The sequence below is a fragment of the Streptomyces sp. HUAS TT11 genome, assembly GCF_051553595.1.
Classification (GTDB): domain Bacteria; phylum Actinomycetota; class Actinomycetes; order Streptomycetales; family Streptomycetaceae; genus Streptomyces.
On record NZ_CP196184.1, the window covers coordinates 3,436,769 to 3,459,911 of the forward strand.

The 23,143-nt window shown below is 71.9% G+C and carries 16 protein-coding genes; 4 read left to right on the top strand and 12 right to left on the bottom strand.

The features are described from left to right. Nucleotides 1-38 precede the first annotated feature (38 nt). Complete coding sequence (locus ACSHXN_RS15335) at nucleotides 39-3,371, bottom strand: ATP-dependent helicase (RefSeq protein ID WP_438303249.1); 3,333 nt, start codon at nucleotides 3,369-3,371, stop codon at nucleotides 39-41. Between the two features lie 305 nt (nucleotides 3,372-3,676). Next, nucleotides 3,677-4,039 carry an MGMT family protein gene (locus ACSHXN_RS15340; protein WP_438303250.1) on the bottom strand — a complete coding sequence of 121 codons (363 nt, stop codon included), beginning with the start codon at nucleotides 4,037-4,039 and terminating at the stop codon, nucleotides 3,677-3,679. Nucleotides 4,040-4,225: 186 nt separating this feature from the next. Between ACSHXN_RS15340 and ACSHXN_RS15345 the strand changes: the two genes are divergently transcribed. The 4 genes from ACSHXN_RS15345 (at nucleotide 4,226) to ACSHXN_RS15360 (ending at nucleotide 10,929) form a co-directional block, all read left to right on the top strand. Continuing rightward, a complete protein-coding gene (locus tag ACSHXN_RS15345) occupies nucleotides 4,226-7,045 on the top strand; it encodes a lysylphosphatidylglycerol synthase transmembrane domain-containing protein (RefSeq protein ID WP_355134255.1) in 2,820 nt (939 codons plus the stop codon). A 124-nt stretch (nucleotides 7,046-7,169) separates the two neighbouring features. Next, entirely contained in the window at nucleotides 7,170-8,735 is a 1,566-nt protein-coding gene (locus ACSHXN_RS15350) for an alpha/beta hydrolase (protein ID WP_355134257.1), read from the top strand. Between the two features lie 165 nt (nucleotides 8,736-8,900). Further along, nucleotides 8,901-10,439 carry an alpha/beta hydrolase gene (locus ACSHXN_RS15355; protein WP_356106754.1) on the top strand — a complete coding sequence of 513 codons (1,539 nt, stop codon included), beginning with the start codon at nucleotides 8,901-8,903 and terminating at the stop codon, nucleotides 10,437-10,439. 103 nt (nucleotides 10,440-10,542) lie between these two features. Further along, the gene (locus ACSHXN_RS15360) at nucleotides 10,543-10,929 is read left to right on the top strand and encodes a DUF4440 domain-containing protein (RefSeq protein WP_356106751.1); all 387 of its coding nucleotides are present in this window, start codon (nucleotides 10,543-10,545) and stop codon (nucleotides 10,927-10,929) included. Between the two features lie 121 nt (nucleotides 10,930-11,050). Here ACSHXN_RS15360 and moeZ read toward each other — a convergent pair whose 3' ends face one another. From moeZ to ACSHXN_RS15410, 10 genes are all read right to left on the bottom strand, one after another. Beyond that, nucleotides 11,051-12,229: an adenylyltransferase/sulfurtransferase MoeZ gene (moeZ, locus tag ACSHXN_RS15365; protein WP_355134263.1), complete on the bottom strand. Its 1,179-nt coding sequence runs from the start codon at nucleotides 12,227-12,229 to the stop codon at nucleotides 11,051-11,053. A 62-nt stretch (nucleotides 12,230-12,291) separates the two neighbouring features. Next, nucleotides 12,292-13,041 (bottom strand): spherulation-specific family 4 protein, encoded by a 750-nt coding sequence (locus tag ACSHXN_RS15370; RefSeq protein ID WP_356293725.1) that lies wholly within the window; start codon nucleotides 13,039-13,041, stop codon nucleotides 12,292-12,294. Next, nucleotides 13,029-13,988 (bottom strand): NAD-dependent epimerase/dehydratase family protein, encoded by a 960-nt coding sequence (locus tag ACSHXN_RS15375; protein WP_355796638.1) that lies wholly within the window; start codon nucleotides 13,986-13,988, stop codon nucleotides 13,029-13,031. The genes ACSHXN_RS15370 and ACSHXN_RS15375 overlap by 13 nt, the downstream gene beginning before the upstream one ends. A 182-nt stretch (nucleotides 13,989-14,170) precedes the next feature. Further along, nucleotides 14,171-15,568 (bottom strand): hypothetical protein, encoded by a 1,398-nt coding sequence (locus ACSHXN_RS15380; RefSeq protein WP_438303251.1) that lies wholly within the window; start codon nucleotides 15,566-15,568, stop codon nucleotides 14,171-14,173. Then, nucleotides 15,565-17,295, bottom strand: a complete 1,731-nt coding sequence (locus ACSHXN_RS15385) for a DUF3492 domain-containing protein (protein WP_438303252.1) — start codon at nucleotides 17,293-17,295, stop codon at nucleotides 15,565-15,567. Before ACSHXN_RS15385 ends, ACSHXN_RS15380 begins: the two co-directional genes overlap by 4 nt. 221 nt (nucleotides 17,296-17,516) lie before the next feature. After that, nucleotides 17,517-19,133, bottom strand: a complete 1,617-nt coding sequence (locus ACSHXN_RS15390; RefSeq protein ID WP_355796633.1) for an ABC transporter ATP-binding protein — start codon at nucleotides 19,131-19,133, stop codon at nucleotides 17,517-17,519. Next, nucleotides 19,130-20,128, bottom strand: a complete 999-nt coding sequence (locus ACSHXN_RS15395; RefSeq protein WP_355134275.1) for an ABC transporter permease — start codon at nucleotides 20,126-20,128, stop codon at nucleotides 19,130-19,132. Before ACSHXN_RS15395 ends, ACSHXN_RS15390 begins: the two co-directional genes overlap by 4 nt. After that, on the bottom strand, nucleotides 20,125-21,135 hold the full coding sequence (locus tag ACSHXN_RS15400) for an ABC transporter permease (protein WP_355134277.1): 1,011 nt from the start codon (nucleotides 21,133-21,135) through the stop codon (nucleotides 20,125-20,127). The genes ACSHXN_RS15395 and ACSHXN_RS15400 overlap by 4 nt, the downstream gene beginning before the upstream one ends. A gap of 4 nt (nucleotides 21,136-21,139) precedes the next feature. Beyond that, nucleotides 21,140-22,852, bottom strand: a complete 1,713-nt coding sequence (locus ACSHXN_RS15405; RefSeq protein ID WP_355134279.1) for an ABC transporter substrate-binding protein — start codon at nucleotides 22,850-22,852, stop codon at nucleotides 21,140-21,142. Between the two features lie 177 nt (nucleotides 22,853-23,029). Further along, nucleotides 23,030-23,122 (bottom strand): Ms4533A family Cys-rich leader peptide, encoded by a 93-nt coding sequence (locus ACSHXN_RS15410; protein ID WP_355134281.1) that lies wholly within the window; start codon nucleotides 23,120-23,122, stop codon nucleotides 23,030-23,032. Between the last annotated feature and the right edge of the window lie 21 nt (nucleotides 23,123-23,143).

Here is a 23,143-nt window from a genome sequence, read left to right on the forward strand (position 1 = left end):
CACAGGCACGGCCCCCAGGGACGGCTCACCAGGTGCCCTCATTCCACGACGTTGCGGCCCTCCGGGCGCGCGCTGCACGAGGCGCGGAACGCGCAGTGCGTGCAGTGCTGCCCGGTGGTCGGCGAGAAGCGTTCGTCGAGGACCTTGCCGGCCGCGGTGGCCAGCAGTTCACCGACCCACTCCCCCGCCGGCGGCTCCTGGGTCTGCACCTTGGGCACCGTGTCGCCGCCGTCCTTCCGTGCGGCGCCCTGCCGCAGCTGGACGAGTTCGGCCCCGCCCGGTTCCGGGCGCAGGCCGCCGAACGCCTCGTCGACGGCGCCCTCGCGCACGGCGAGCTGGTAGACGGCGAGCTGCGGATGGCGGGCCACCTCGGCCGCGCTGGGCGCCTGCTTGCCGGTCTTGAAGTCGACCACGTAGGCGCGGCCCTCGCTGTCCGCCTCGACACGGTCCATGGAGCCGCGGATACGCACCTGGTAGTCGCCCTCTTCGAGCGTGATGTCGAAGTCGTGCTCGCTCGCCACGGGTGTGCGTCCGGCGCGGTCCATGACGTGCCATTGAAGGAAGCGTTCGAGCGCCACGCGCGCGTTGGCCTTCTCCTGGTCGGACTTCCACGGTGCGTCGAAGGCGAGCGCGTTCCACACCGAGTCGAGCCGTTCCAGGAGGACGTTCAGGTCGGCGGGGGTGCGTCCGGACGCCACCTCGTCGGCGAGCACGTGCACCACGTTGCCGAACCCCTGGGCGGCGGTCGCCGGCGCGTCGGCCTTCACCTCGCGCCCGAGGAACCACTGCAGGGCACAGGTGTTGGCGAGCTGGTCCAGGGCGCTCCCGGAGAGCACGACGGGCTGGTCGCGGTCGCGCAGCGGCACCTTGCTCCGTGTCGGGTCCCACATGCCCCACCAGCGGTAGGGGTGCGCGGACGGCACCAGGGGACGGCCGTCGTCGTCGGTGAGCGCGGCGAGCCGGGCGAGCCTGCGGGCGGCGGCCTCCCTGAGGGTGTCGGAGGCCCGCGGGTCGACGGTCGTGGCCCGCAGTTCGGCGACGAGCGCGGCGACGGACAGCGGACGGCGGGGGCGCCCGGTGACGTTCTTGGGCTCGACGCCGAGTTCGGTGAGGAAACGGGAAGGCTGGTCGCCGTCGTCGGCCGGGGCCTTGACGGCGGTGACGACGAGACGTTCACGCGCGCGTGTGCAGGCGACGTAGAACAGGCGCCGCTCCTCGGCCAGCAGCGCGCCGGGGGTGAGCGGCTCGGCGAGTCCGTCCCGGCCGATGCGGTCGGCCTCCAGCAGGGAGCCGCGGCGGCGCAGATCGGGCCAGAGTCCCTCCTGAACGCCCGCGACGACGACCAGGCGCCACTGCAGTCCCTTGGAGCGGTGCGCCGTCATCAGGCGTACGGCGTCGGGGCGCACGGCGCGCCGGGTGAGCGTGTCGGCGGCGATGTCCTGGGCCTCGATCTCCTCCAGGAAGTTCAGGGCGCCCCGGCCGCCGATGCGTTCCTCCGCGCGTGCGGCGGTCGCAAACAGGGCGCACACGGCGTCGAGGTCGCGGTCGGCGTTGCGGCCCGCCGCACCGCCGCGGCGCGAGGAGCTCTCCAGCCGCCTGGGCCAGGGGGTGCCGTCCCACAGCTCCCACAGGGCCTCCTCGGCCGTGCCGCCGCCCGCGAGCCGCTCGCGTGCCTTCCTGAGGAGCCCGCCGAGGCGCTGGGCGCCGCGCGCGTACGCCGGGTCGTGCGCGACCAGCCGCTCGGGCTCGGCCAGTGCGCGTGCGAGCAGCGCGTCGGAGGGCGGGGGCACGGGGTTGCCGGCGGCTCGCTCCTCCTCGCGCAGCGCACGGCCCAGGCGGCGCAGGTCGGCGGCGTCCATGCCGGCCAGCGGGGAGGCGAGGAGGGTGAGGGCGGTCTCGGTGTCGAGCCAGGGCTCCGGCTGCGCCCCTTCGGGCCCGGCGTCCTCCTGCCCGGGCTCCCCGGGGAGCGCGGGCGCGGCCTCCGCCCGTGCCACCGCGCGCAGTGCCGTCAGCAGCGGGGTCACGGCCGGTTCGTGGCGCAGCGGCAGGTCGTCGCCGTCGATGTCGAGGGGGACCCCGGCGGACGTCAGGGCGCGGCGGACCATCGGGATCGTGCGCGCTCCGGCCCGGACCAGGACGGCCATCTCGCCCCACGCGACGCCGTCCTCCAGGTGTGCCCGGCGCAGGATGTCGGCGATGTTGTCCAGTTCCGTACCGGGTGTGGGGAAGGTGAGGACCTCGGTCCGGCCGCCGTCGTGCACCGCCCCGAGCTCGCGGTGGGCGCGCACCTTCTCCGCCGGAAGCCGGGTCAGGGGCATGCGCCGGGTCAGCAGCCGGGTCGCGGCCAGGAGGGCGGCGCCGGAGCGGCGGGACGTCCTGAGGACCTCGACGGGAGCCGGGGTGCCGTCCCTGCGGGGGAAGGCGTGCGGGAAGTCCAGGATGCCGCCCACGTCGGCGCCGCGGAACGCGTAGATCGACTGGTCGGGGTCCCCGAAGGCCACCAGGGTCCGGCCGCGGCCCGCGAGCGCCTTCAGGAGGCGGACCTGCGCCGCGTCGGTGTCCTGGTACTCGTCGACGTAGACCGCGTCGTACCGGGCGGCCAGCCGCTCGGCGATCTCGGGGCGGCGGGCCAGCAGCACCGCACGGTGGACCAGTTCGGCGTAGTCGATGACTCCCTGGAGGTCCAGGACGTCCAGGTACTCCGCGAGGAAGGCGGAGGCGGCCTGCCAGTCCGGGCGGCCGATGCGCTCGGCGAAGCTGCGCAGGGCGTGGGGGCCGAGGCCCAGTTCGCGGGTGCGGGCCAGTACGGCGCGCACCTCGTCGGCGAAGCCCCGTGTGGTCAGGCAGGCGCGCAGTTCGTCCGGCCAGCGGACGTGCGCGAGGCCGAGGCGCTCCAGGTCGGGCTGGCCGGCCAGCAGCTCCCGCACGGCCACGTCCTGCTCGGGTCCCGACAGCAGCCGCAGGGGCTCGACGAAGAGGTCGCTGTCCTGGTGGGCGCGGAGCAGGGCGTAGCAGAAGGAGTGGAACGTGGTGGCCTGCGGGGCGTGCGCCGCCCCTGTGCGCTGCGCCATCCGGTCGCGCAGGTCGACGGCGGCCCTGCGGCTGAACGTCAGGACCAGGATGCGTTCCGGGTCGCCGCCGCGGGCGATCCGGGCGGCGACGGACTCGACCAGTGTGGTCGTCTTGCCGGTGCCCGGGCCTGCGAGGACGAGCAGCGGACCGGCACCGTGGTCAACCACCGTCCGCTGTGCTGCGTCCAGCAGAGGGGGATCCACCCGGACAGGCGGGGTACGCACCAGTCGGTAAGCGCCACGGCTCCCCTGCCGCACCCCGGGGTGCGGCAGGCGCCTGGTGGAGGAAGAGGAGCTCACGTGGTTCGCCGGTCCTGGTTGTCGTGCTCGTGCTGGTCACTGCTAGCGCGGAACGCCGTCGTCGGTGTGTGGTCGCCGGGCGACAGTCCGAGGGGCTGCCGGGCGGTGACCGGGGGATGAGGCTCGCGCGCGTCGTCGACGCTACGCCCGTGCGAACGGCGGAAGCAGGCCTTCCCCTTGGTCCGGCACGCCCCACGGGCCACCGGTGTCCCCCGCGGCACGAACGTACGCCATGCCACAGACGTGCCCCGGTTACCCCGAACGGGCGACAGGCCGCCTCGGGCCCCTTGCGGTGCCGGAGGCCGTCAGGGGTGCCCCTGCAAACGCTCCTCGCCGTCCCAGCGCGCCCGTCTCACGTCGATCCGGGGCAGATGGCCCTCGGCGGCGCGGCTCGCCTCGCGCAGTGCGGTCCCCTCCTCGCGGTAATGGCCGAGCGCCTCCAGTTCATGGCCGGGCAGCAGCACACCGTCCGCGCGGATGACGCGCCACCAGGGGACCGCGCCTCCGTAGAGGGCCATCACCCGGCCCACCTGACGCGGTCCGCCCTCCTCCAGCCACTCCGCCACGTCCCCGTACGTCATCACGCGTCCCGGCGGAATACGGTCCGCCACGTCAAGGACACGTTCCGCGTATTCCGGCAGGGCGTCCGGCAGGCTCTCCTCGCTCATCCGCCCCATCCTGCCCCACGCGACCGACAATGTGACATGAGAGCCTGCGGGCGTATGCCTCGCCCCGGAGCGGCGCTTCAGGCAGACTGTGCGCCCCCGCATTTGCACCCTGATGCCCCCGTGTGTCGGGGTGCCATGCCACCATCATGCGGGCGGTGACTGGTGATACGAGATCAAGAAGAGACGATGGAACAGCAGGGTGTGCACCCCGACGGCGCGGAGGGCACCTCTGAGACTTCGTCGCGCCCCGACACCGCCGCAGCCGGACGGACCCGCAGCGAAGACGCCGACGACAAGAAGCCGCAGAACGGCGAAAACGCGCACAATAAGGCACATGACGCGAAGGGGCCGCCGGAGGCCTCGAAGGCCGGCCCGCGTCACCAGTCCGAGGAGGACCGCGTCGACGCCCACAACGACGAGGTCGAGGGCGACGAACCGCTGCTCCCCGCGCGCGTGCACCGTCCCTCCGATCTCATGCGCCTCCTGGTGGGCGTCCTCGCGATCGCGGTGCTCCTTGCGATCGCCGCGTTCGCACACGGCACCACGTCGGGGCTCGAACAGGACATCAACAAGGGGACGGGACAGGCACCCGACCTCCTGATCAAGATCGCGGGTCTGGCGTCGAGCATCGCGATCCTCCTGGTGCCGGTCGCCTTCGCGATCGAGCGGCTGATCAAGCGGGACGGGTTGCGGATCGCCGACGGCGTCCTCGCGGCGGTCCTCGCCCACGGAGTGACGCTCGCCACCGACCTGTGGGTCGCCCGGGCGGCCCCGCCCTCCATCCAGGACGCGCTCACCCAGCCCTCCCCCGGTGACATCCACGCCCTGACCGACCCGGTGCACGGCTACCTCGCACCGGTCATCGCCTACATGACGGCCGTCGGCATGTCACGCCGACCGCGCTGGCGCGCCGTGCTGTGGGTGGTGCTGCTGCTCGACGCCTTCTCGATGCTGGTCACCGGCTACACCACCCCGTTCTCGATCGTCCTGACGGTGCTGATCGGCTGGACCGTGGCGGCCGGGACGCTGTACGCGGTCGGCTCGCCGAACGTACGGCCCACCGGGCGGACCCTGATGGCGGGTCTGCGCACCGTCGGCTTCCGTCCCGTGACCGCGGCGCGCGAGGACATGCCCGACACGACGGACAGCGGCGACCGCGGCCGGCGCTACTTCGTCACCCTGGAGGACGGCCCGCCCCTGGACGTCACCGTCGTCGACCGCGAGCAGCAGGCCCAGGCCTTCTTCTACCGCGTGTGGCGGCAGCTGACCCTGCGCGGCATCACCACCCGCCGCAGCCTGCAGTCGCTGCGCCAGGCGCTCGAACAGGAGGCGCTCCTCGCGTACGCCGCCATCGCGGCCGGGGCGAACGCCCCCAAGCTGATCGCGACCTCGGAGCTCGGCCCGGACGCCGTGATGCTCGTCTACGAGCACACCGGCGGCCGCACCCTGGACCAGCTGGCCGACGAGGAGATCACCGACGAGCTGATGCGCGACACCTGGCAGCAGGTGCGCGCCCTTCAGTCACGGCGTATCGCGCACCGCCGGCTGGCCGGCGACGCCGTCGTGGTGGACGGCTCCGGCGCGGTGATCCTGACCGATCTGCGCAACGGCGAGATCGCGGCCGGTGACCTGGTGCTGCGGATGGACATCGCGCAACTGCTGACCACGCTCGGGCTGCGCGTCGGTGCCGAGCGCTCGGTGGCGTCCGCGGTCGGTGTGCTCGGCCCGGACGCGGTCGCCGACTGTCTGCCCATGCTCCAGCCCATCGCCCTGACGCGCTCCACGCGCGCGACGCTCAGGAAACTCGCCCGCGAACGGGCACACCGTGAGCGGGAGGCGGTCCTCGAGGCGTCCCGGCAGGCCAAGGCGGCCCGCCTGGAGGAAGGCCACGAGGGCACGGGAGTCGTCCTCGACAAGCCCGACAAGAAGGCGGCCCGCGCGGAGCAGCGGGCCGAGAAGCGGGCACTCGACGAGGCGCTCGACGAAGCACGCGAGGAGGATCTGCTCACCCAGATCCGTCACCAGGTGCTGCGGATCCGCCCGCAGGCGCCGGTCGAGCCGGCCCGCCTGGAGCGAGTGCGGCCCCGTACGCTGATCAGCTTCATCGCGGGTGCCATCGGCGCGTACTTCCTGCTCACGCAGCTCACACACATCGAGTTCGGCACGCTCTTCTCCAGCGCCGAATGGGGCTGGGTGGCGGCGGCCGTGCTCTTCTCCGCCCTGAGTTATGTCGCGGCCGCGATGGCGCTGCTGGGCTTCGTGCCCGAGCGGGTGCCGTTCTGGCGGACCGTGGCGGCGCAGGTCGCCGGCTCGTTCGTGAAGATCGTGGCGCCCGCGGCGGTGGGCGGAGTGGCGCTCAACACGCGCTTCCTGCAACGCGCCGGCGTACGGCCGGGTCTCGCGGTCGCCAGTGTCGGCGCCTCGCAGCTGTTCGGACTGGGCTGCCATGTGCTGATGCTGCTCTCGTTCGGCTATCTCACGGGCACCGAGAAGACGCCGTCGCTGTCCCCGTCCCGTACGGTCATCGCGGGCCTGCTGACGGTCGCGGTGCTCGTCCTGGTGGTCACGTCGGTGCCGTTCCTGCGGAAGTTCGTCGTCACGCGCGTCAGGTCGCTCTTCGCGGGCGTCGTGCCGCGCATGCTGGACGTGCTGCAGCGCCCCCAGAAGCTGGTCACCGGTATCGGCGGCATGCTGCTGCTGACCGCGTCGTTCGTGATGTGCCTGGACGCATCGATCCGGGCGTTCGGTCACGAGGAGCCGACCACACTGACCCTGGCCAGCGTCGCGGTCGTCTTCCTCGCGGGCAACGCGCTCGGATCGGCCGCGCCGACCCCGGGCGGCGTGGGCGCGGTGGAGGCGACCCTGACCGTCGGCCTCATCGCCGTCGGCCTCCCCAAGGAGGTGGCCGCGCCGGCGGTGCTGCTGTACCGGCTGCTGACGCTGTGGCTGCCCGTACTGCCGGGGTGGCTGTTCTTCAACCATCTGACGCGCAAGGGGTCGCTCTAGGACCGGGGCCGCGGACGTGCGCCGGCCGCCGTCACGCAAAGCGACACGCTGCTCCCGGCACCCGAACTCACCCGCACGGCCCGCATTGTGAGCGCTTCACGCCGTGCGCCCGCACGATGGGATCATGTCGAACCCTCACAGGATCCGCGCCGTCTCACTGGCCGCCACCGCTGTCCTCGCAACCCCCCTGCTGACGGGCTGGACCACCGGCCCCGCAACCGGGGCGCCATCGGACCCGACCGCGAACACGGCAGGTCAGAAGCTGAACTGGAAGGACTGCCCCGCGCCCTCCGCCGCGCAGGGCGGCGGCAGCGCCCCCGCGCCGCTGCCCGACGGCAGCCGATGGCAGTGCGCCACCATGAAAGCGCCCCTGAACTGGGACAACCCCAAGAGCGGCACCATCGACATAGCCTTGATCCGGGTGAAGGCCAGCGGCCCCCCGAGCAAGCGCATCGGCTCCCTCGTCTTCAACTTCGGGGGCCCGGGTGGCTCCGGCGTCAGCACGCTGCCCGCGTTCGCGCAGGACTACGCGGCCCTGCGCACCCGGTTCGACCTGGTGAGCTTCGACCCGCGCGGCGTCGGCCGCAGTTCGCCCGTGCTCTGCGAGAACGACCAGCAACTCGACGCGTTCTTCCAGCAGGACGCGACGCCCGACACCCCGGCCGAGAAGAAGACGCTCCTCTACAACACCGAACGGTTCAACAGGGCCTGCAAGCTGAACTCCGGCAAGGTGCTGCCGTACGTAAGCACCACCGACGCCGCCCGGGACATGGACCTGATGCGCCAGGTGCTCGGCGACGCCAAACTGCACTACTTCGGCATCTCCTACGGCACCGAACTCGGCGGCGTCTACGCCCACCTGTTCCCCGGAAAGCTCGGGCGGGCCGTGCTCGACGCGGTCGTCGACCCGACACAGGACTCGAAACAGAGCGCGCTCGGACAGGCCAAGGGCTTCCAGCTCGCGTTCGACAACTTCGCCCGGAACTGCACCCAGCAGAGCACGGGATGCCCGATCGGCAAGACACCGCAGGACGTCAAGAACCGCGTCCTCGCACTGGTCAAGAGGCTCGACAGCAAGCCGATCCCCGGCATCGCGCCCCGGCAGCTCACCGAGACCGCCGCGATCAACGGCATCGCCGAGGCCCTGTACTCCAAGGACTTCTGGCCGTACCTCACCGAGGGCCTCCAGCAGGCGTACGCCGGCGACGGCAAGGTGCTGATGCTGCTGTCCGACGCGATGAACGGACGCGGCGACAACGGCCAGTACAGCAATCTGATCCCCGCGAACATCGCCATCAACTGCGCGGACCAGAAGGCGCGGTACACCACCGCGGACGTGAAGGCGAGCCTGCCGCAGTTCCGCGCCGCGTCCCCGCTGTTCGGCGCGTTCCTGGCCTGGGGAATGATCAGCTGCACCGACTGGTCGGTCGCGGGAGCCGCCACCCATCCGAACGTGAGCGCGCCCGGTGCCCCACCGATCCTGGTCGTCGGCAACACCGGTGACCCCGCCACCCCGTACGAGGGCGCGCGGAGGATGGCGCAGGCGCTGGGCAAGGGTGTCGGCGTCCAGCTCACCTACCGCGGCCAGGGGCACGGCTCCTACGACAGCGGCAACAAGTGCGTGCAGAACGCCGTGAACAACTATCTGCTGAACGGACGGATCCCGCCGGCCGGTACCGTCTGCTACTGATCCCGCCGGCTCCCGGTGGCGACCAGTCCTCGACCGGCGCACAATCACAGGAAAAGCGCAGGTCAGTGAGTTATCCACAGGCGGGCATGGTCCCGGCCGGGCCCGCCTACTATGGCCTGACTGCTCCTCGCGGCTCCGTGCGAGGGGCTCGTCAGGGGGGTGCACATGTCACGATTCGCATGGTGGACGGCCGCGGTCACCGCGGCGGCACTGCTGACAGGCTGCGGCGGCGGTTCGTCCGGCACGTCCGACGACGACGCGAAGCGCGGGTCCGACGACGCGTTCTCGGCGTCCGCTCCCGCGACGTCCTCCGGCCTGCCCTCCTCCCTCACCTCCCAGAAGCTCGACTGGGGCCGCTGCAAGGGCGCCGCCGCGCCGTCCGGCGACTGGCAGTGCGCGACGGTGAAGGTGCCGCTGGACTGGTCGAAGCCCGGCGGTGAGACCATCGGCGTGGCACTGATCCGCTCCAAGGCCACCGGAGGCAGCCGCATAGGCTCGCTCCTGTTCAACTTCGGTGGTCCCGGAGGGTCCGGCGTCTCGATAATGCCGTCGTACGCGAACGCGGTCTCCAAACTCCACGAGCGCTACGACCTGGTGAGCTGGGATCCGCGCGGGGTCGGCGCCAGCGAAGGCATCCGCTGCCGCAGCGACAAGGCGATCCAGGCCGCCGAGACCGTCGACACCACTCCGGACAACGCCGCGGAGGAGACGGCGTATCTCCGCGACGCCGCCGACTTCGGCAAGGGCTGCGCCAAGGCCGCCGGAAAGCTGCTCGCGCATGTGTCGACCGCCGACACGGCACGCGACATGGACCTCATCCGCGAGGTGCTCGGCGACCGCAGGATGCACTACTTCGGCATCTCCTACGGCACCGAACTCGGCGGTGTGTACGCCCATCTGTTCCCGACCCACATCGGACGGTCCGTGCTCGACGCGGTCGTGGACCCGACGGCCGACAGCGTGGGCCACGCCAAGAACCAGACCCTCGGCTTCCAGCGGGCCCTGGACGACTACCTCAAGTCGACGGGCCAGGACCCGAAGCAGGGCTCCCGCGAGATAGCGGACCTGCTGAAGCGGATCGACGCCAAGCCGCTGCCGACGTCCTCCGGCCGCAAGCTCACCCAGACCCTGGCGCTCACCGGCATCGTCCTGCCGCTCTACAGCAAGGAGAGCTGGCCCGCCCTCACCATCGCCCTGCAGTCGGCCCGGTCGGGCGACGGCTCGGAGCTGCTGAGGCTCGCCGACTCCTACAACGAGCGGGACGCCTCGGGCCACTACGGCACGACGACGCACTCCCAGCGGGTCATATCGTGCCTCGACGACAAGCAGCGGCCGACGGCGCAGCAGATGAAGAAGCTGCTGCCGGAGTTCGAGAAGATCTCCCCCGTGTTCGGCGACTTCCTGGGCTGGGACACGGCCGGCTGGTGTCATGACTGGCCGGTGGCCGGGGAGTTCGACCATCCCGAGGTCAGCGCCCCGGGAGCGGCACCCGTCCTGGTGGTGGGCAACACCGGAGATCCCGCGACACCGTACGAGGGCGCGCAGAAGATGGCCGACGAGCTCGGCAAGGGCGTCGGGGTCCTGCTCACCTGGAAGGGCGAGGGACACGGGGCGTACGGGAGCGGAAGCGACTGCGTCGACTCGGCCGTGAACGCCTATCTGCTGAACGGCACCGTCCCGACGGACGGCAAGGTCTGCTCTTGACGATCGCGAGGGCTTCGGGCACCGCGGCGCCCGAGGCCCTCGGGCAGGGTGTCGGCACCCGCCCGGTGACGGCCTGTCTGATGAACCCGGCGAGGATGGGCCCATGGACCGTGCGACAGACGATGTGAACCAGGCCATCGCGGGCGAGTTGCTGCTCATGGATCCGGATGTGCGTGCCTCGCGCGAACGTGCCGGGCGGCTTCTCGACCCGGAGTTCGTCGAGGTCGGCGGGTCGGGGCGGCGGTGGACATACGAGTCCATGCTCACCGAACTGGCCGGGCTCGCCGGCAGCGCGGAGGACGGTCCGCGCTACGAGCCCTCGGAGATCTCGGGGGTGCTGCTCGCACCGGGGCTGGTGCATCTGACGTTCGAGACCATGCTCGGCGAGCGCAGGACCAGGCACAGTTCGATCTGGCGCAAGGGGGAGGGAGCCGCGGGCTGGCGGATGTACTACCACCAGGCCACACGCGTGCCGGCCGGTGTGGGCTGAGCGCCGGGGCGTTTCCCGCCCTGCGCGGCGGCCGAGGGCGATCCGGTCATGACACAGGCCCACGGCTGCCGAACTGGTCGGAGCCGTGGGCCTGTTGCGTCTCGCCGGTACGCCGCGGGGGTCAGTACACGGGCTTCTCGGGCTCGATCTGGTTGACCCAGCCGATCACGCCGCCGCCCACGTGGACCGCGTCCGCGAAGCCCGCCGACTTCAGCACGGCGAGGACTTCCGCACTGCGGACACCCGTCTTGCAGTGCAGGACGATCTTCTTGTCCTGGGGGAGGCTCTCCAGGGCGGTGCCCATGAGGAACTCGTTCTTCGGGATCAGCCGGGCGCCCGGGATGGAGACGATCTCGTACTCGTTCGGCTCACGGACGTCGATGATCTCGATGTTCTCGCCGTCGTCGATCCACTCCTTGAGCTGCTTGGGAGTGATCGTCGAGTCGGCGGCGGCCGCCTGGGCCTCCTCGGAGACGACGCCGCAGAAGGCCTCGTAGTCGATGAGCTCGGTGACGGTCGGGTTCTCGCCGCAGACCGCGCAGTTCGGGTCCTTGCGGACCTTGACCTGGCGGTACTGCATCTCCAGGGCGTCGTAGATCATCAGCCGGCCGACGAGCGGCTCGCCCGTGCCGGTGAGGACCTTGATCGCCTCGGTCACCTGGATGGAGCCGATGGATGCGCACAGCACGCCGAGGACACCGCCCTCGGCGCAGGACGGGACCATGCCCGGCGGCGGGGGCTCCGGGTACAGGCAGCGGTAGCAGGGGCCGTGCTCGGACCAGAAGACGGAGGCCTGGCCGTCGAAGCGGTAGATCGAACCCCACACGTACGGCTTGTTCAGCAGCACGCACGCGTCGTTGACCAGGTAGCGGGTGGCGAAGTTGTCCGTGCCGTCCACGATCAGGTCGTACTGGCTGAAGATGTCCATCACGTTGTCGGCCTCGAGCCGCTCCTCGTGAAGGATCACGTTCACGTACGGGTTGATGCCCTGGACCGAGTCACGCGCGGACTCGGCCTTGGAGCGGCCGATGTCGGCCTGGCTGTGGATGATCTGCCGCTGCAGGTTCGACTCGTCGACCTCGTCGAACTCCACGATCCCCAGCGTTCCCACGCCGGCCGCGGCCAGGTACATCAGCGCGGGCGAGCCCAGACCGCCCGCGCCCACACAGAGCACCTTCGCGTTCTTCAGCCGCTTCTGCCCGTCCATCCCGACATCGGGGATGATCAGGTGGCGGGAGTACCTGCGGACCTCGTCTACGGTGAGCTCGGCAGCCGGCTCAACCAGGGGTGGCAGCGACACGGGGACTCCGTTGGTCGGTCAATCACTACGGTTGTTCACCCGTAACACTGCCACGCCCTTCTTCATTCCGAGACACCCGGTCCGATGCGCGAGACGATTTCGTCCCAGTAGCCGGGCAGGGACTCCCAGGGCTCGGTTCGGCCACCCCTGCCGAAGCGGTCGGTGAACCAGATCGTCCCGGCCCCCTGCCAGCGCGCGATGCGTAATGCCTCCTCGAGATGGCGGCGGGGCACACCGTGCACGAAGTGGCAGAACCGCTCGGGCGGATAGTCGGCGGTCCACTCGGCCACCTGCGACCAGCGGTACTCGCTCCAGGGGCCGGAGTACGTGACCAACTGGTCGCCGTTCTCGGCGTATCCGGGATACGGGTGCGCGCCGTGCCCCAGCACGATGTGGCCCGGAGCGAGGAGCGCGCGCAGCGTGGTGATGATGCGGCGGATCTCGGGGAGTGCCGCGCGCTCGGTCGGGCAGCGGTCCATGAAGAATCCGTCGACCCGGTACCAGTCGAGATAGCGGTGGGCCTCGGAGATCAATTCGCCGTAGGACCGCGCGCCGTAGGTGACGTCGAGGTGACCAAGAACACGGACGCCCGCATTGGTCAGCCGCCCCGCCGCCTCCAGGCAGTGCGGATCGGGCCGGATGCCCGGGCCTCCGCCCACGTTCAGGACCGCCCAGTGCACCGGGGTGCCGGGGCGTGTGAGCTCCCCCCACTCCAGCGGGGCGACGAGCGGGTGCGCATAGCCGGGGATGCCGAGGCCCATGTCCAGGCCGGTGCTTGTGGTACCCGCTGTGGTGCTGGTCAGATGCGGCATGCCGCCTCCATCCAGATGTCGGCGAGGGACTCTTCGAGGTTGATCCGGGGGCGCCAGCCGAGCCGGTCGCGGGCGGTGCGCACATCGGCCTGCTGCCAGCTGCCGCAGCCGTCGGGGTAGGGATGGGCGACCGGAGCCGCGTGCTCCGGGTCGTTGCGCGGATGGCCGATGGCCGACCGCATCGGGCCGGGAGGTCCGTCCAGTTCGTGCAGGTTGCCGCCGTAGCCGGCCACACGGGCGAGGACGGCGACCGCGTCGCGGAGCCGGACCGCGCGGCCGGAGCCGATGTTGATCACACCCTGCGCAGCGGAGAGAGAGGCGGCATGGACGGCCCGGGCGACGTCGCGGACGTCGACGAAGTCACGCTGGACGCCGAGACCGCCCAGCTTCAGTTCGCCGTCGCCGGACTGCATGGCACGGCGGAGCGCTTCGGCCAGGCGGCCCAGCGGGGATCCGGCCGGGGTGCCGGGTCCCGCGGGTGAGAAGACGCGGAGCACGACGGCGTCCAGGCCCGAGCCGAGGACCAGTTCGGTCGCGGCGAGCTTGCTGACGCCGTACGGGCCGCCGGGGCGCGGGATGGCGTCCTCGGCCGTGGAGGAGCCGGGCTGACTCGGTCCGTACTCGGCCCCGCAGCCGATCTGCACCAGTCGGGCCCCGCAGCCGCTGCGGCGCAGGGCCTCGCACACGGTGGCGACGGCGACGGTGTTGTGCCGGGTGAGTTCGCGTGCGCCGCCTCTGATGGCTCCCGCGCAGTTGATGACGACCCCGGGGTGGACGGCGTCCAGGAAGCGGGTGAGCGCGCCTGGGCTGCCGGACGCGAGGTCGAACCGTACGTCGGCGTCGTCGCCGCGGCCGAGCGCGGTGAGCTGCACGGCCGGGTCGGCGAGCAGCCGGTCGGCGACGAAGCGTCCGAGATATCCGTTGGCTCCGATCAGCAGGACCCTCATCGGGCGGCTCCCGGGGCGGATTCTCCGGTTCGGGAGGTGATCATCTGGCGTTCTCCTTCGGGGTCGTGCCGTGGGATGAGAGGGCCCGCGGTGTCGGCCCCGCGGGAGACGGGTACCGGGGACCGGGTCCCCGGCTGCGATTGCGGTTCACGACGTCGGAGGCGGGACGCCATGGACCGGGCTCAGGGGGATCCGGGCGGCCTGGCGTGGGCGGACGCCCGGGTCAGGGTCCGCAGCGCGTGGGCCAGCAGGGCCAGGGCGGCCAGCGCACACAGCAGGGCCGGGACGGCGTCCGCTCCCGCGGTGTCGGTCAGGCTCCGCACCGGAGCGGCCAGGAACGAGCAGCCGGGGAGCCGGCCGGCGAAGACCGAGGCCAGGGCGGCGGCCTCGGCTGCGGCGACGGTGCCGAGGACGACCGCCGGGGCATGGCCGAAACCGTGTGCGTGGAGCAGTCGGGCGAGCAGGAGGAGCGCTCCCACCGCGACGGCTCCGGCGTATGCCGTGGGCTCGCCCAGCAGCCCCCCGCACAGGGCGAGCAGCGCGCCCAGGGCGCAGAGCCAGAGTCCGAACGTGCCGAGCAGGAGCGGCTTCGCCGAGGACGTGAAGTCCCCCAGGCCGCGGCTGACGACGAGTTTGCGGCGGGCGCGCAGCGCGAAGAGGTGGGCGCACCAGACGGCGGGAGCGACGGCCAGGGAGAGGGCGAGGACCGGAGCTGCGGCCGGGGTCCAGGTCCCGTGGGGGCCTCCGTTGAGCGCGGCCTCCAGCAGCCCGTCGCCGAGGAGGGCGTAGGCGAGCAGCCAGCAGGTCCATACGCGGGTCGCGGTGGACTCGGCTCGGGCGGGGGCGCGGAGCGGGCCGCGCCGGAGCGCCGTGCGCAGGCCGAACGCGACGGCGAGGACGCCGAGCGCGGCGACGCCGAGCCGGACCCTGCCCTCGGTGGCCCGCAGCCCGATGACGGCGGCCGTGCACAGCAAGCCGGGGAGCAGCGCGAGCAGCGCCCACCCCCGGTGCCCGCGGGTGGCCGGCGCGGGCTCGGACCGTGCCGGGGGCGCGTCGCCGTCGCGCGGCACGCGCGCGTACATCTCTTCGGCCAGCGAGAACACGTCCCGGTGCCGGAAGCGGGCGGCGGTCCGGTCGGTCAGGCCGTGTGCCTCCAGACCGGCCGCGATCTCCAGCGGGTCGATGGCGCGCTCGCACAGCTCGCGGTGCCGGTGGAGAAGGGTCTTGACCGGGTCGACGGCACCGCGACGGGCAGTGGCTCTGCGACCCGGGTCGCCGCTGTCGGCCGCGTGGGCGGTGGCTCGCGCGGCGGGGGGCGTGTGCTGCGGCGCGCCGGCATCCGTGCGCGGCTCGGCGTCCGGTGCAGGGACCGCCTCCCGGCCCGAGTCCGCCCCGTCTGCCGTGCTCTGCGTCCCGCCGGGCGTTGCACCGCCCTGGGTTCGGGCCTCGCGGTCGGCGTCCGGGACGGCCTCGTCCGCGCGCCCTTCCCACACCCCGGCAAGCCATTCCTCCGACCGGGTGTCCCAGGGGCCGCGGTTGCCCGGCGTGCCGGGACGGTCCAGTTCTCCGAGGTCGCTCATCGCGCCCCCTCCACGGCCGGGACGGATCCCTTGCGCTGTCGTGCGGAACGCTCGGAAGCCGTCGGCTCGCCCGGCGCCCACGCCCAGCGCGGTCGGCCGCCCGGCGTCCGCACCTCGGTCCAGCGGCCCGGCAGATGGGACTCCGCCGGTGCTCCGAAGGGCAGCGGCTCGCCCGATGCGTTCACCAGCACCCGCCGCACCGGGGCGTGCGAGACGATCTCCAGGTAAATGCCGTGAAATGCCGCCACGTTCTGCTCGACGGTGAACAGCTCCAGGGCCCGCGCGCGGGCGGCCGCACCGAGGCGCTCACGGCGCTCGGGGTCGCTCAGCAACGCCAGGCACGCCTCCGCGAGCGCCCGCGGATTGCGCGGCGGGACCACGAGTCCCGTGCCGCCGATGACCTCCACCACCGCGCCCACGTCCGTGGAGACCGTCACCCGGCCGCAGAACATGGCCTCCACCAGGCTGATCGGAAACCCTTCGACGACGCTGGACAGGACGACGACCGCGCCGGCCGCGTACGCCGCCGCCACATCGGGCACCTCCGGACCGCCGATCTCCTCGAAGGACACCGGGTTGTCGCCGATGGCGTGCACGCCTTCGGCCTCGTCGGGGAAGAGCTGCGCGGCCAGCGCCTTGCAGTGACCCAGATAGGCCGTGCCGTCGGCGTCGGCGGCGGCGCCCACGATCCGCAGGCGCGCCTTCGGCTCCTCCCGGTGGATCTCCGCGAAGGCGTGCAGCAGGGAGATCAGGTCCTTGGCGGGTTCGACACGGCCGACCCAGACCAGGGTGTGCGGGTCCGCGCCGTCGGCCGACTCGCCCACCTCCGTGAAGTGGGACGCCTCCATGCCGGGGTAGACCGTGCGCAGCCTCTCCCGGTCGGCGCCGCACCGTTCCTGCCAGCGGCGGGCATGGGTGTTGCCGGGCGTGATGCAGGCCGCCCTGCGGTAGACCTCGGCGGCAAGCCGCCGGTGGAAGGAGGCGAGCAGCGCGCGTACCGGGGACGCCTCCTCCTGCGCCCCCAGATAGTGCGCTCGCAGGTGGACGCCGTACTCCGTGACCAGGAGCGGAACTCCGGTGAAGTGTCCGGCGAGCAGCCCGGTGAGGGCCGGGGCACCGCCCGTGGTGGCATGGCAGAGGTCGACGGCGCCGAGGCCGTCGTCCTCGTACCAGTGGAGCGAGAGGGGGCGCAGGGCGCGTTCGACCCGGGCGGCGACTTCGAGCAGTTCGGGAACGCGCGCCGCGCGCGCCGTACGCAGGGCGTGGGGCGTGCGGCAGGCGTGTTCGAGGGCGCGCAAGGCGGTCTCGGAGCGCAGGGCACCGGTCAGCCCGCCCTCGTCTCGGGCGAGTTCGGCGAGCGCGTACAGCGCTGCGCCGAAACGGTCCGCCTCGGGGCCGGCACCCTCGACGTCCTGCTGCGTCGGCCCCGGCTCCGGCGCCGTGCAGAGCACGGCGGCCAGTTCCGCGTACGCCTCGGTGAACCGCCGCCGCGCACGGCGCCCGTGCACCGCCCCGTCGTCCTGCGGTCTCCACAGAGGCGCCGTCCGCACCCTGCCGACCTGCGGCGGCAGCGGGATCCGGCCCTCGGCCTCCTGCCGTTCCGTGCGGCTGAGCGCGTAGACGTCGAACTCATGCTGCCCGAGTCCGTGCACCAGCCGGTCGCACCAGAGCCCGGCGTCACCATTCACATACGGATAGCCACCCTCCGTAAGCAGTCCGATGCGCACGAGTGCACCCCCGATCTCCCGTATGGGAACCGCCGTTGGCCCCGGCGGCTCGCAGCGGGACGAACGTATGCGGACAAGGCGGTGGCGCGATGGACGGTTGTCCATCGCGCCACCAAAAGGGGTGAACGGTCGTAACTTTCCCGGACGGAGCGCGTTCGGTCGCGCTATGAGTTCAAAGGATCACACTCCGTCGCCCGTCGCCGAGCCTGCCCCGCGGGGCGTCACGCCGCGGTCAGCTCCTTGCGCGCGCTGCGCCGCCGGGCGGCCACCGCGGGGTCGAGGGCCGGTACGGCGGCCAGGAGCTGCTGGGTGTAGGGGTCCTTCGGCGCCCCGTACACCTCGTCGGCCGGCCCGTACTCGACGATCCGTCCGCCGCGCATCACGGCCACCCGGTCGCTGACCTGGCGCACGACCGCGAGGTCGTGCGCCACGAAGACGAGCGCGAGCCCGAGTTCGCGCTGCAGCTCGCCGAGCAGGGCGACCACCTGGGCCTGGGTGGTGACGTCGAGGGCGGAGACCGGTTCGTCGCACACGATGACGCGTGGATCGGCGGCGAGGGCGCGCGCGATACCGACGCGCTGGCGCTGCCCACCGCTGAACTCGTGCGGGTAGCGGCCGTAGTGCTCCGCTTCGAGCCCGACGCGTGCGAGGAGTTCGCCGACGCGGTGCCGGATGAGCCGCTCGTCGCGTTCTCCGCGGGCCCGCAACGGATCGGCGATCGACTCGCCCACACTGCGCCGGGGGTTGAGGGAGGAGACGGGGTCCTGGAAGACCATCTGGACGGCCGGGCTCACCCCCGACCGCACGCCTCCCTCGTAGCGGACCTCCCCGGCCGTGGGCTCGAGCAGGCCGACCAGCATGCGCCCGAGCGTGGTCTTCCCGCTGCCGCTCTCGCCCACGACTCCGAGGGTCTCCCCGCGCCGGACCGTCAGCGACACATCGTCCACGGCGGCGAACCTGCCCCTGCCGCGGCCGAATTCGCGCCGCAGTCCCACCGCCTCGATCACGACCTCCTCCGAGGGGGCGGCCGGGGAGACCCGGGAGACGTCCACGCGCGGGACCGCGCTCAGCAGGTCCCTGGTGTACTCCTCGCGGGGCGCCCCGAGCACGGTGGTGACCGAGCCGTGCTCGACGGCCCTCCCGTGCCGCATGACGAGCACCTCGTCGACGCTCTCGGCGGCGACGCCCACGTCGTGCGTGACCAGCAGCAGCCCCATCCCGGTCTCCTGCCGCAGGGTGTGCAGCAGATCGAGGATCTGGGCCTGGACGGTCACGTCCAGCGCGGTGGTCGGTTCGTCGGCGATCAGCAGTTCGGGCTCGCAGGCCAGCGCCATGGCGATCAGGGCGCGCTGGCGCATGCCCCCGCTGAACTCGTGCGGGCGCGAGCGGGACCGCCGGACCGCGTCCGGGATCCCCACCCTGTCCAGCACTTCGACGGCACGCGCGCGTGCGGCACGCCGGGAGGCACGTGTGTGCACCCGGTACACCTCGGCGATCTGGTCGCCGATCGCGTAGTAGGGGTCCAGGGACGACAAGGGGTCCTGGAAGACCATCGCGGCCCTTCCGCCGCGCAGCCGGCGCAGTTCCTCGTCGGACGCGCGTCCCACGTCGGTCCCGGCGACCAGCACCGAACCGCCGACCCGGGCGCCCGTGTCGCGGTGCAGCCCCAGCAGGGCGGACGCGACGGTGGACTTGCCCGAGCCGGACTCACCGACCAGGCCGAGGGCGCCTCCCCCGGCCAGCCTGAAGGAGAGTCCGTCGACGGCACGCAGCCCGCCGAACTCGACGGTGAGGTCCGTGACGTCCACCAGCGGAGTCGTCACAGGGGATTCGCTCATGCCAGTACCACCCGTCGGTCGGCCACCGCGTACAGCAGGTCCGCGACGGCGTTGGCGATGACCACGAAGAAGCCGATGACCAGGACCATGCCGACGACCACCGGCAGGTCGACGACCGCCACCGCGTGCACCAGTTCCTGACCGATGCCCGGGAGTCCGAACAGCGTCTCGGTGAGCACGGCGCCGCCGACGGCCGAACCGAAGTTGTTCGCGTTCAGCGCGATGACCGGGGCGAGCGCGCCGCGCAGTGCGTGCCGCCCGATGACCGAGCGCTCGCCGACGCCGTACGCCCGGAAGGTGCGTATGTGGTCCTCGGCCAGGGTCTCCAGCATCGACGCCCTGGTCAGGCGCGCGAACGTGGCGGCCTCGATCAGGGCGAGCGAGAGCCACGGCAGCAGCAGGTTCCAGGCCCACTGTTCGGGATCGTCGGTGAAGGCGACGTACTGCGGGAAGGGCAGCAGGTGCAGTTCGCCGCAGACCACGATCATCAGGACCAGGCCGATCACGAACACGGGCGTCGCCGTGCCCGCCAGGGTGATGCCGGTCAGCACGCGCTCGCTCAGCCGGCCGCGCCGCCATGCGGAGAGCATGCCGGTCCCGACGCCCAGGACGAGCCACAGGACCATCGCCCCGAGCACCAGGGACAGGCTGACCGGGAGCTTGGCCAGGATCAGCTCGGTGACCTGCTGGTCGCTCTGGTACGACAGACCGAGGCACGGCGCGGAGCAGTGCTGCACGGCCGTGCCGGTGGAGTAGTCCTGGCCGACGAGGATGCCTTCCAGGAAGTGCCAGTAGCGCAGGTACAGGGGGTCGTCGAGCCTGAGCTGCTGGGCCACCTGGTGCACCTGCTCCGGCGAGCAGCGCGGGCCGCAGGTGATCTGCGCGACGTTGCCGGGAGTGGCGTAGAAGACGACGTAGATGATCACCGAGATGGCGAACAGGGTGATCACGGCCCCGACGCCGCGGCGCAGCACGAATCCGCCGAAGCCGCTCATGCGTCCGCTCCCTTCGTGGAGCCGGCCCCGCGCCTGCGGCCCGCGCCGACGCGCAGCCGGGAGGCCGCGCGCGGGTCGAGCGCGGTGCGCACCCCGTCGCCGAGGACGGTGAGCGCGAGGACGGTCACGAACAGCGCGCCGGCGGGGAACAGCAGGTACTGGGGGGCCGCCTGGTACCAGACGTCGGCGGCGGTGAGCATCTGCCCCCAGGACGGAGTCGGCGGTTTCACGCCCACGCCGAGGAAGGACAGGGCGGCCTCGACCGAGATGTTGAGGGGGACGAGCAGGGCCGCGTAGGTGATGACGGGCGCGGCGAGGCCGGGCAGGAGCTCGCGGCGGGCGATGCGCCATGTCCCCCAGCCGCTGAGCCGGGCCGCGGAGACGTAGTCGAGTCCCTTGAGGGTGAGTGTCTGCGCGCGCACGATCTTGGCGATGTTGCCCCAGGCGATCAGTCCGATGACAAGGGTGACCAGGACGGGCCGCGGAAAGCTCGACGGCACGACGGCGAGCAGCGCCAGGGACATGATCATGAGCGGCATGGCGACGATGATGTCGGTGACGCGGCTCAGGATCTGGTCGACCCATCGGCTGCCGAGCGCCGAAGCGATCCCTATCGTGATCCCGATGACGACCTGCACCACGGTCGCCGCGAGGGCCACGCCCAGCGACACCCGGGCCCCGTACACCAGACGCGCGAACAGGTCGCGGCCGGTCTGGGGTTCGACGCCGAGCCAGTGGTGGGCGCTCATGCCGCCGAACGATCCGACGGGCACCCCGCCCCGGGCCGAGTCGATGAGCGAGGGGTGGTAGGTGGTCGGGTCCTGGCCCTCGAGCGCGGTGAGCAGGGGCGCGACGAGCGCGACCAGGACCAGCAGCGCGACGACGACCGCCGCGACGAGGGCGGCGCGCTGCGCCCGCAGCCGCCGCCGGAACAGACGAGCCCCCGAGGCCCCCGGGACGGGCGTGTCCGTCCCGGGGGCCTGAGAGGCGACAAGTGCCTCACTCACGGCGTCACTTCACCGCGACCTGCGAGATGTCCAGCACACCGGTCCAGTCGCTGATCACGATGTTCTTGACGTCCTTGCCGTACAGGCGCTTGTAGACCGGGTGGAACAGCGGCACGGTCAGGGCCTGCTCACCGATCTTCCGGTCCAGTGCGCCCCAGCGCTCGGCCGCCGCGTCGAGGTCGGTCAGCTTGTTGATCGCGTCGATCTCGGTGTTGACGGACGGGTCGTTGAGCAGACCGTTGTTGAAGTTGGAGCCGTCCTTGACGATCTGCCGGCCGTCGAAGATCGGAGCGAGGAACGGGCCGCCGGACGGCCAGTCGGCGCCCCAGTGGGCCAGGAAGAAGCCCGGCTCGGTCTTCACACTGTGGATCTTGTCCCTGTAGTCGTTGTCCTCCAGCCCCTGGAGCCTGACCGTGATGCCGGCCTTCTTGAGCGCGTCCTGGATCGCGGTGGCGATCTCCGGGCTGGTCTCGAAGTCCTTGCTGTTGGAGTGGGTCAGGGTGACCGTGAGTCCGTTCGGGTAGCCGGCCTCCTTCAGCAGTTCCCTGGCCTTGGCCGCGTCGCCCGTCCTGCCCGCCGGGAAGAGGTCGTACGGTGTGTAGCCGAAGGACTTCTGGTTCGGCAGGAAGGTGGTCGCGGGCTCCGCCAGCGCGGATCCGCCCGCCGCGTTGACGACCGACGACCGGTCGATGGCGTACGAGACCGCCTGTCGCACCTTGGCGTTGTCGAACGGCTTGACCGTCGGATTGAACGCGATGTAGTTCGTGTAGCCGAAGTGGCCGGTGCCGACGCGCGACGCCAGTTCCTTGTCACCGGTCACCTTGGCGAGCTCGGCCGGGCCGAGGTTGGTGTCCGTGGTGACCGCGGCGGAGTCCGTGCCCTGGGACGCCGACAGCCTCTGGTTGATCACGGAGGAGTCGAGCCCCGAGCGCACGTCGATCTTGTCCGGGTAGGCCTTGCGCTGGTCGTCCTCCGACCAGTGTGTGTTGCGCTCCAGGACGAGCCGCTCACCGTCGTTCTGGTTCTCGACGACCTTGTACGGGCCGGACGAGACCGGGTGCTCCTCGTACTTGGTGCCGGTGTCCTTGGCCTTCGGCACCGGCGTGAACTGCGTCTGGGTGGCCAGGTAGGGGAACTCGCCCTCGGGCTTGTTCAGGTGGAAGACGATGGTCGAGTCGTCCGGCGTCTCGATCGCCGTGAGGCCCTTCTTGTCCTTGTACGGGCCCTGGTAGTCGGCGGCACCGGCCAGCCAGTCGCGCAGGTAGGGGGCACCGCCGGAGAGTTCCGGCGCGAAGGAGCGCTCGATGCCGTACTTGATGTCGGCCGAGGTGATCGGGGTGCCGTCCTCGTACTTCAGGCCCTTCTTGAGGGTGTACGTCCACACGGTCGCGTTCTCGCTCGGGCGCCCGGTGTCCGTCGCGAGGTCCGGGACGACCTTGGCACCGGCCGCGCCGTTCGCACGGTTGCGCGTGGTGAGGGTGCGGAAGACCAGGGAGGGGACGTTGCCGCCGCCGGAGGTGTACAGGCGGGCCGGGTCGAAGTCCTCCTGGGGGACGGAGTTCAGGACGGTCAGCGTGCCGCCCTTGTGGGGCGTGGAGTCGCCACCGGCGCCCTTGGCATCGTTGTCCTTCGGCCCGCAGGCGGCGGCGCCCGCTGCCACGACCAGGCCGACGGATGCCGCTGCCAGGCGGCGCGCTATGACGGACGATTGACGCATCGAAATGACGACCTCTCGAAGGCGCGTCTCGAATGACGAGACAGATGAACGACGGGTGAGACGGATGGAAGCAGACGTCTGCCCGGGCGCCGGGTCGTGGGAAACCGTGAACGGCTCAGCGACGCGGAGGGGTCACGGAGGAGATGAGGATCGCGACGCGAACGCCAGGGGCGGGCGTCAGCGACAGAGGATGTCGGCCACGCAGAGCGGGGTCACGCCGATGAGCGCCAGCTCGATGGCGGCGCGGCTGAAGGCGGGACGGGGCGACATGCCTAGAAATATGAACGAACT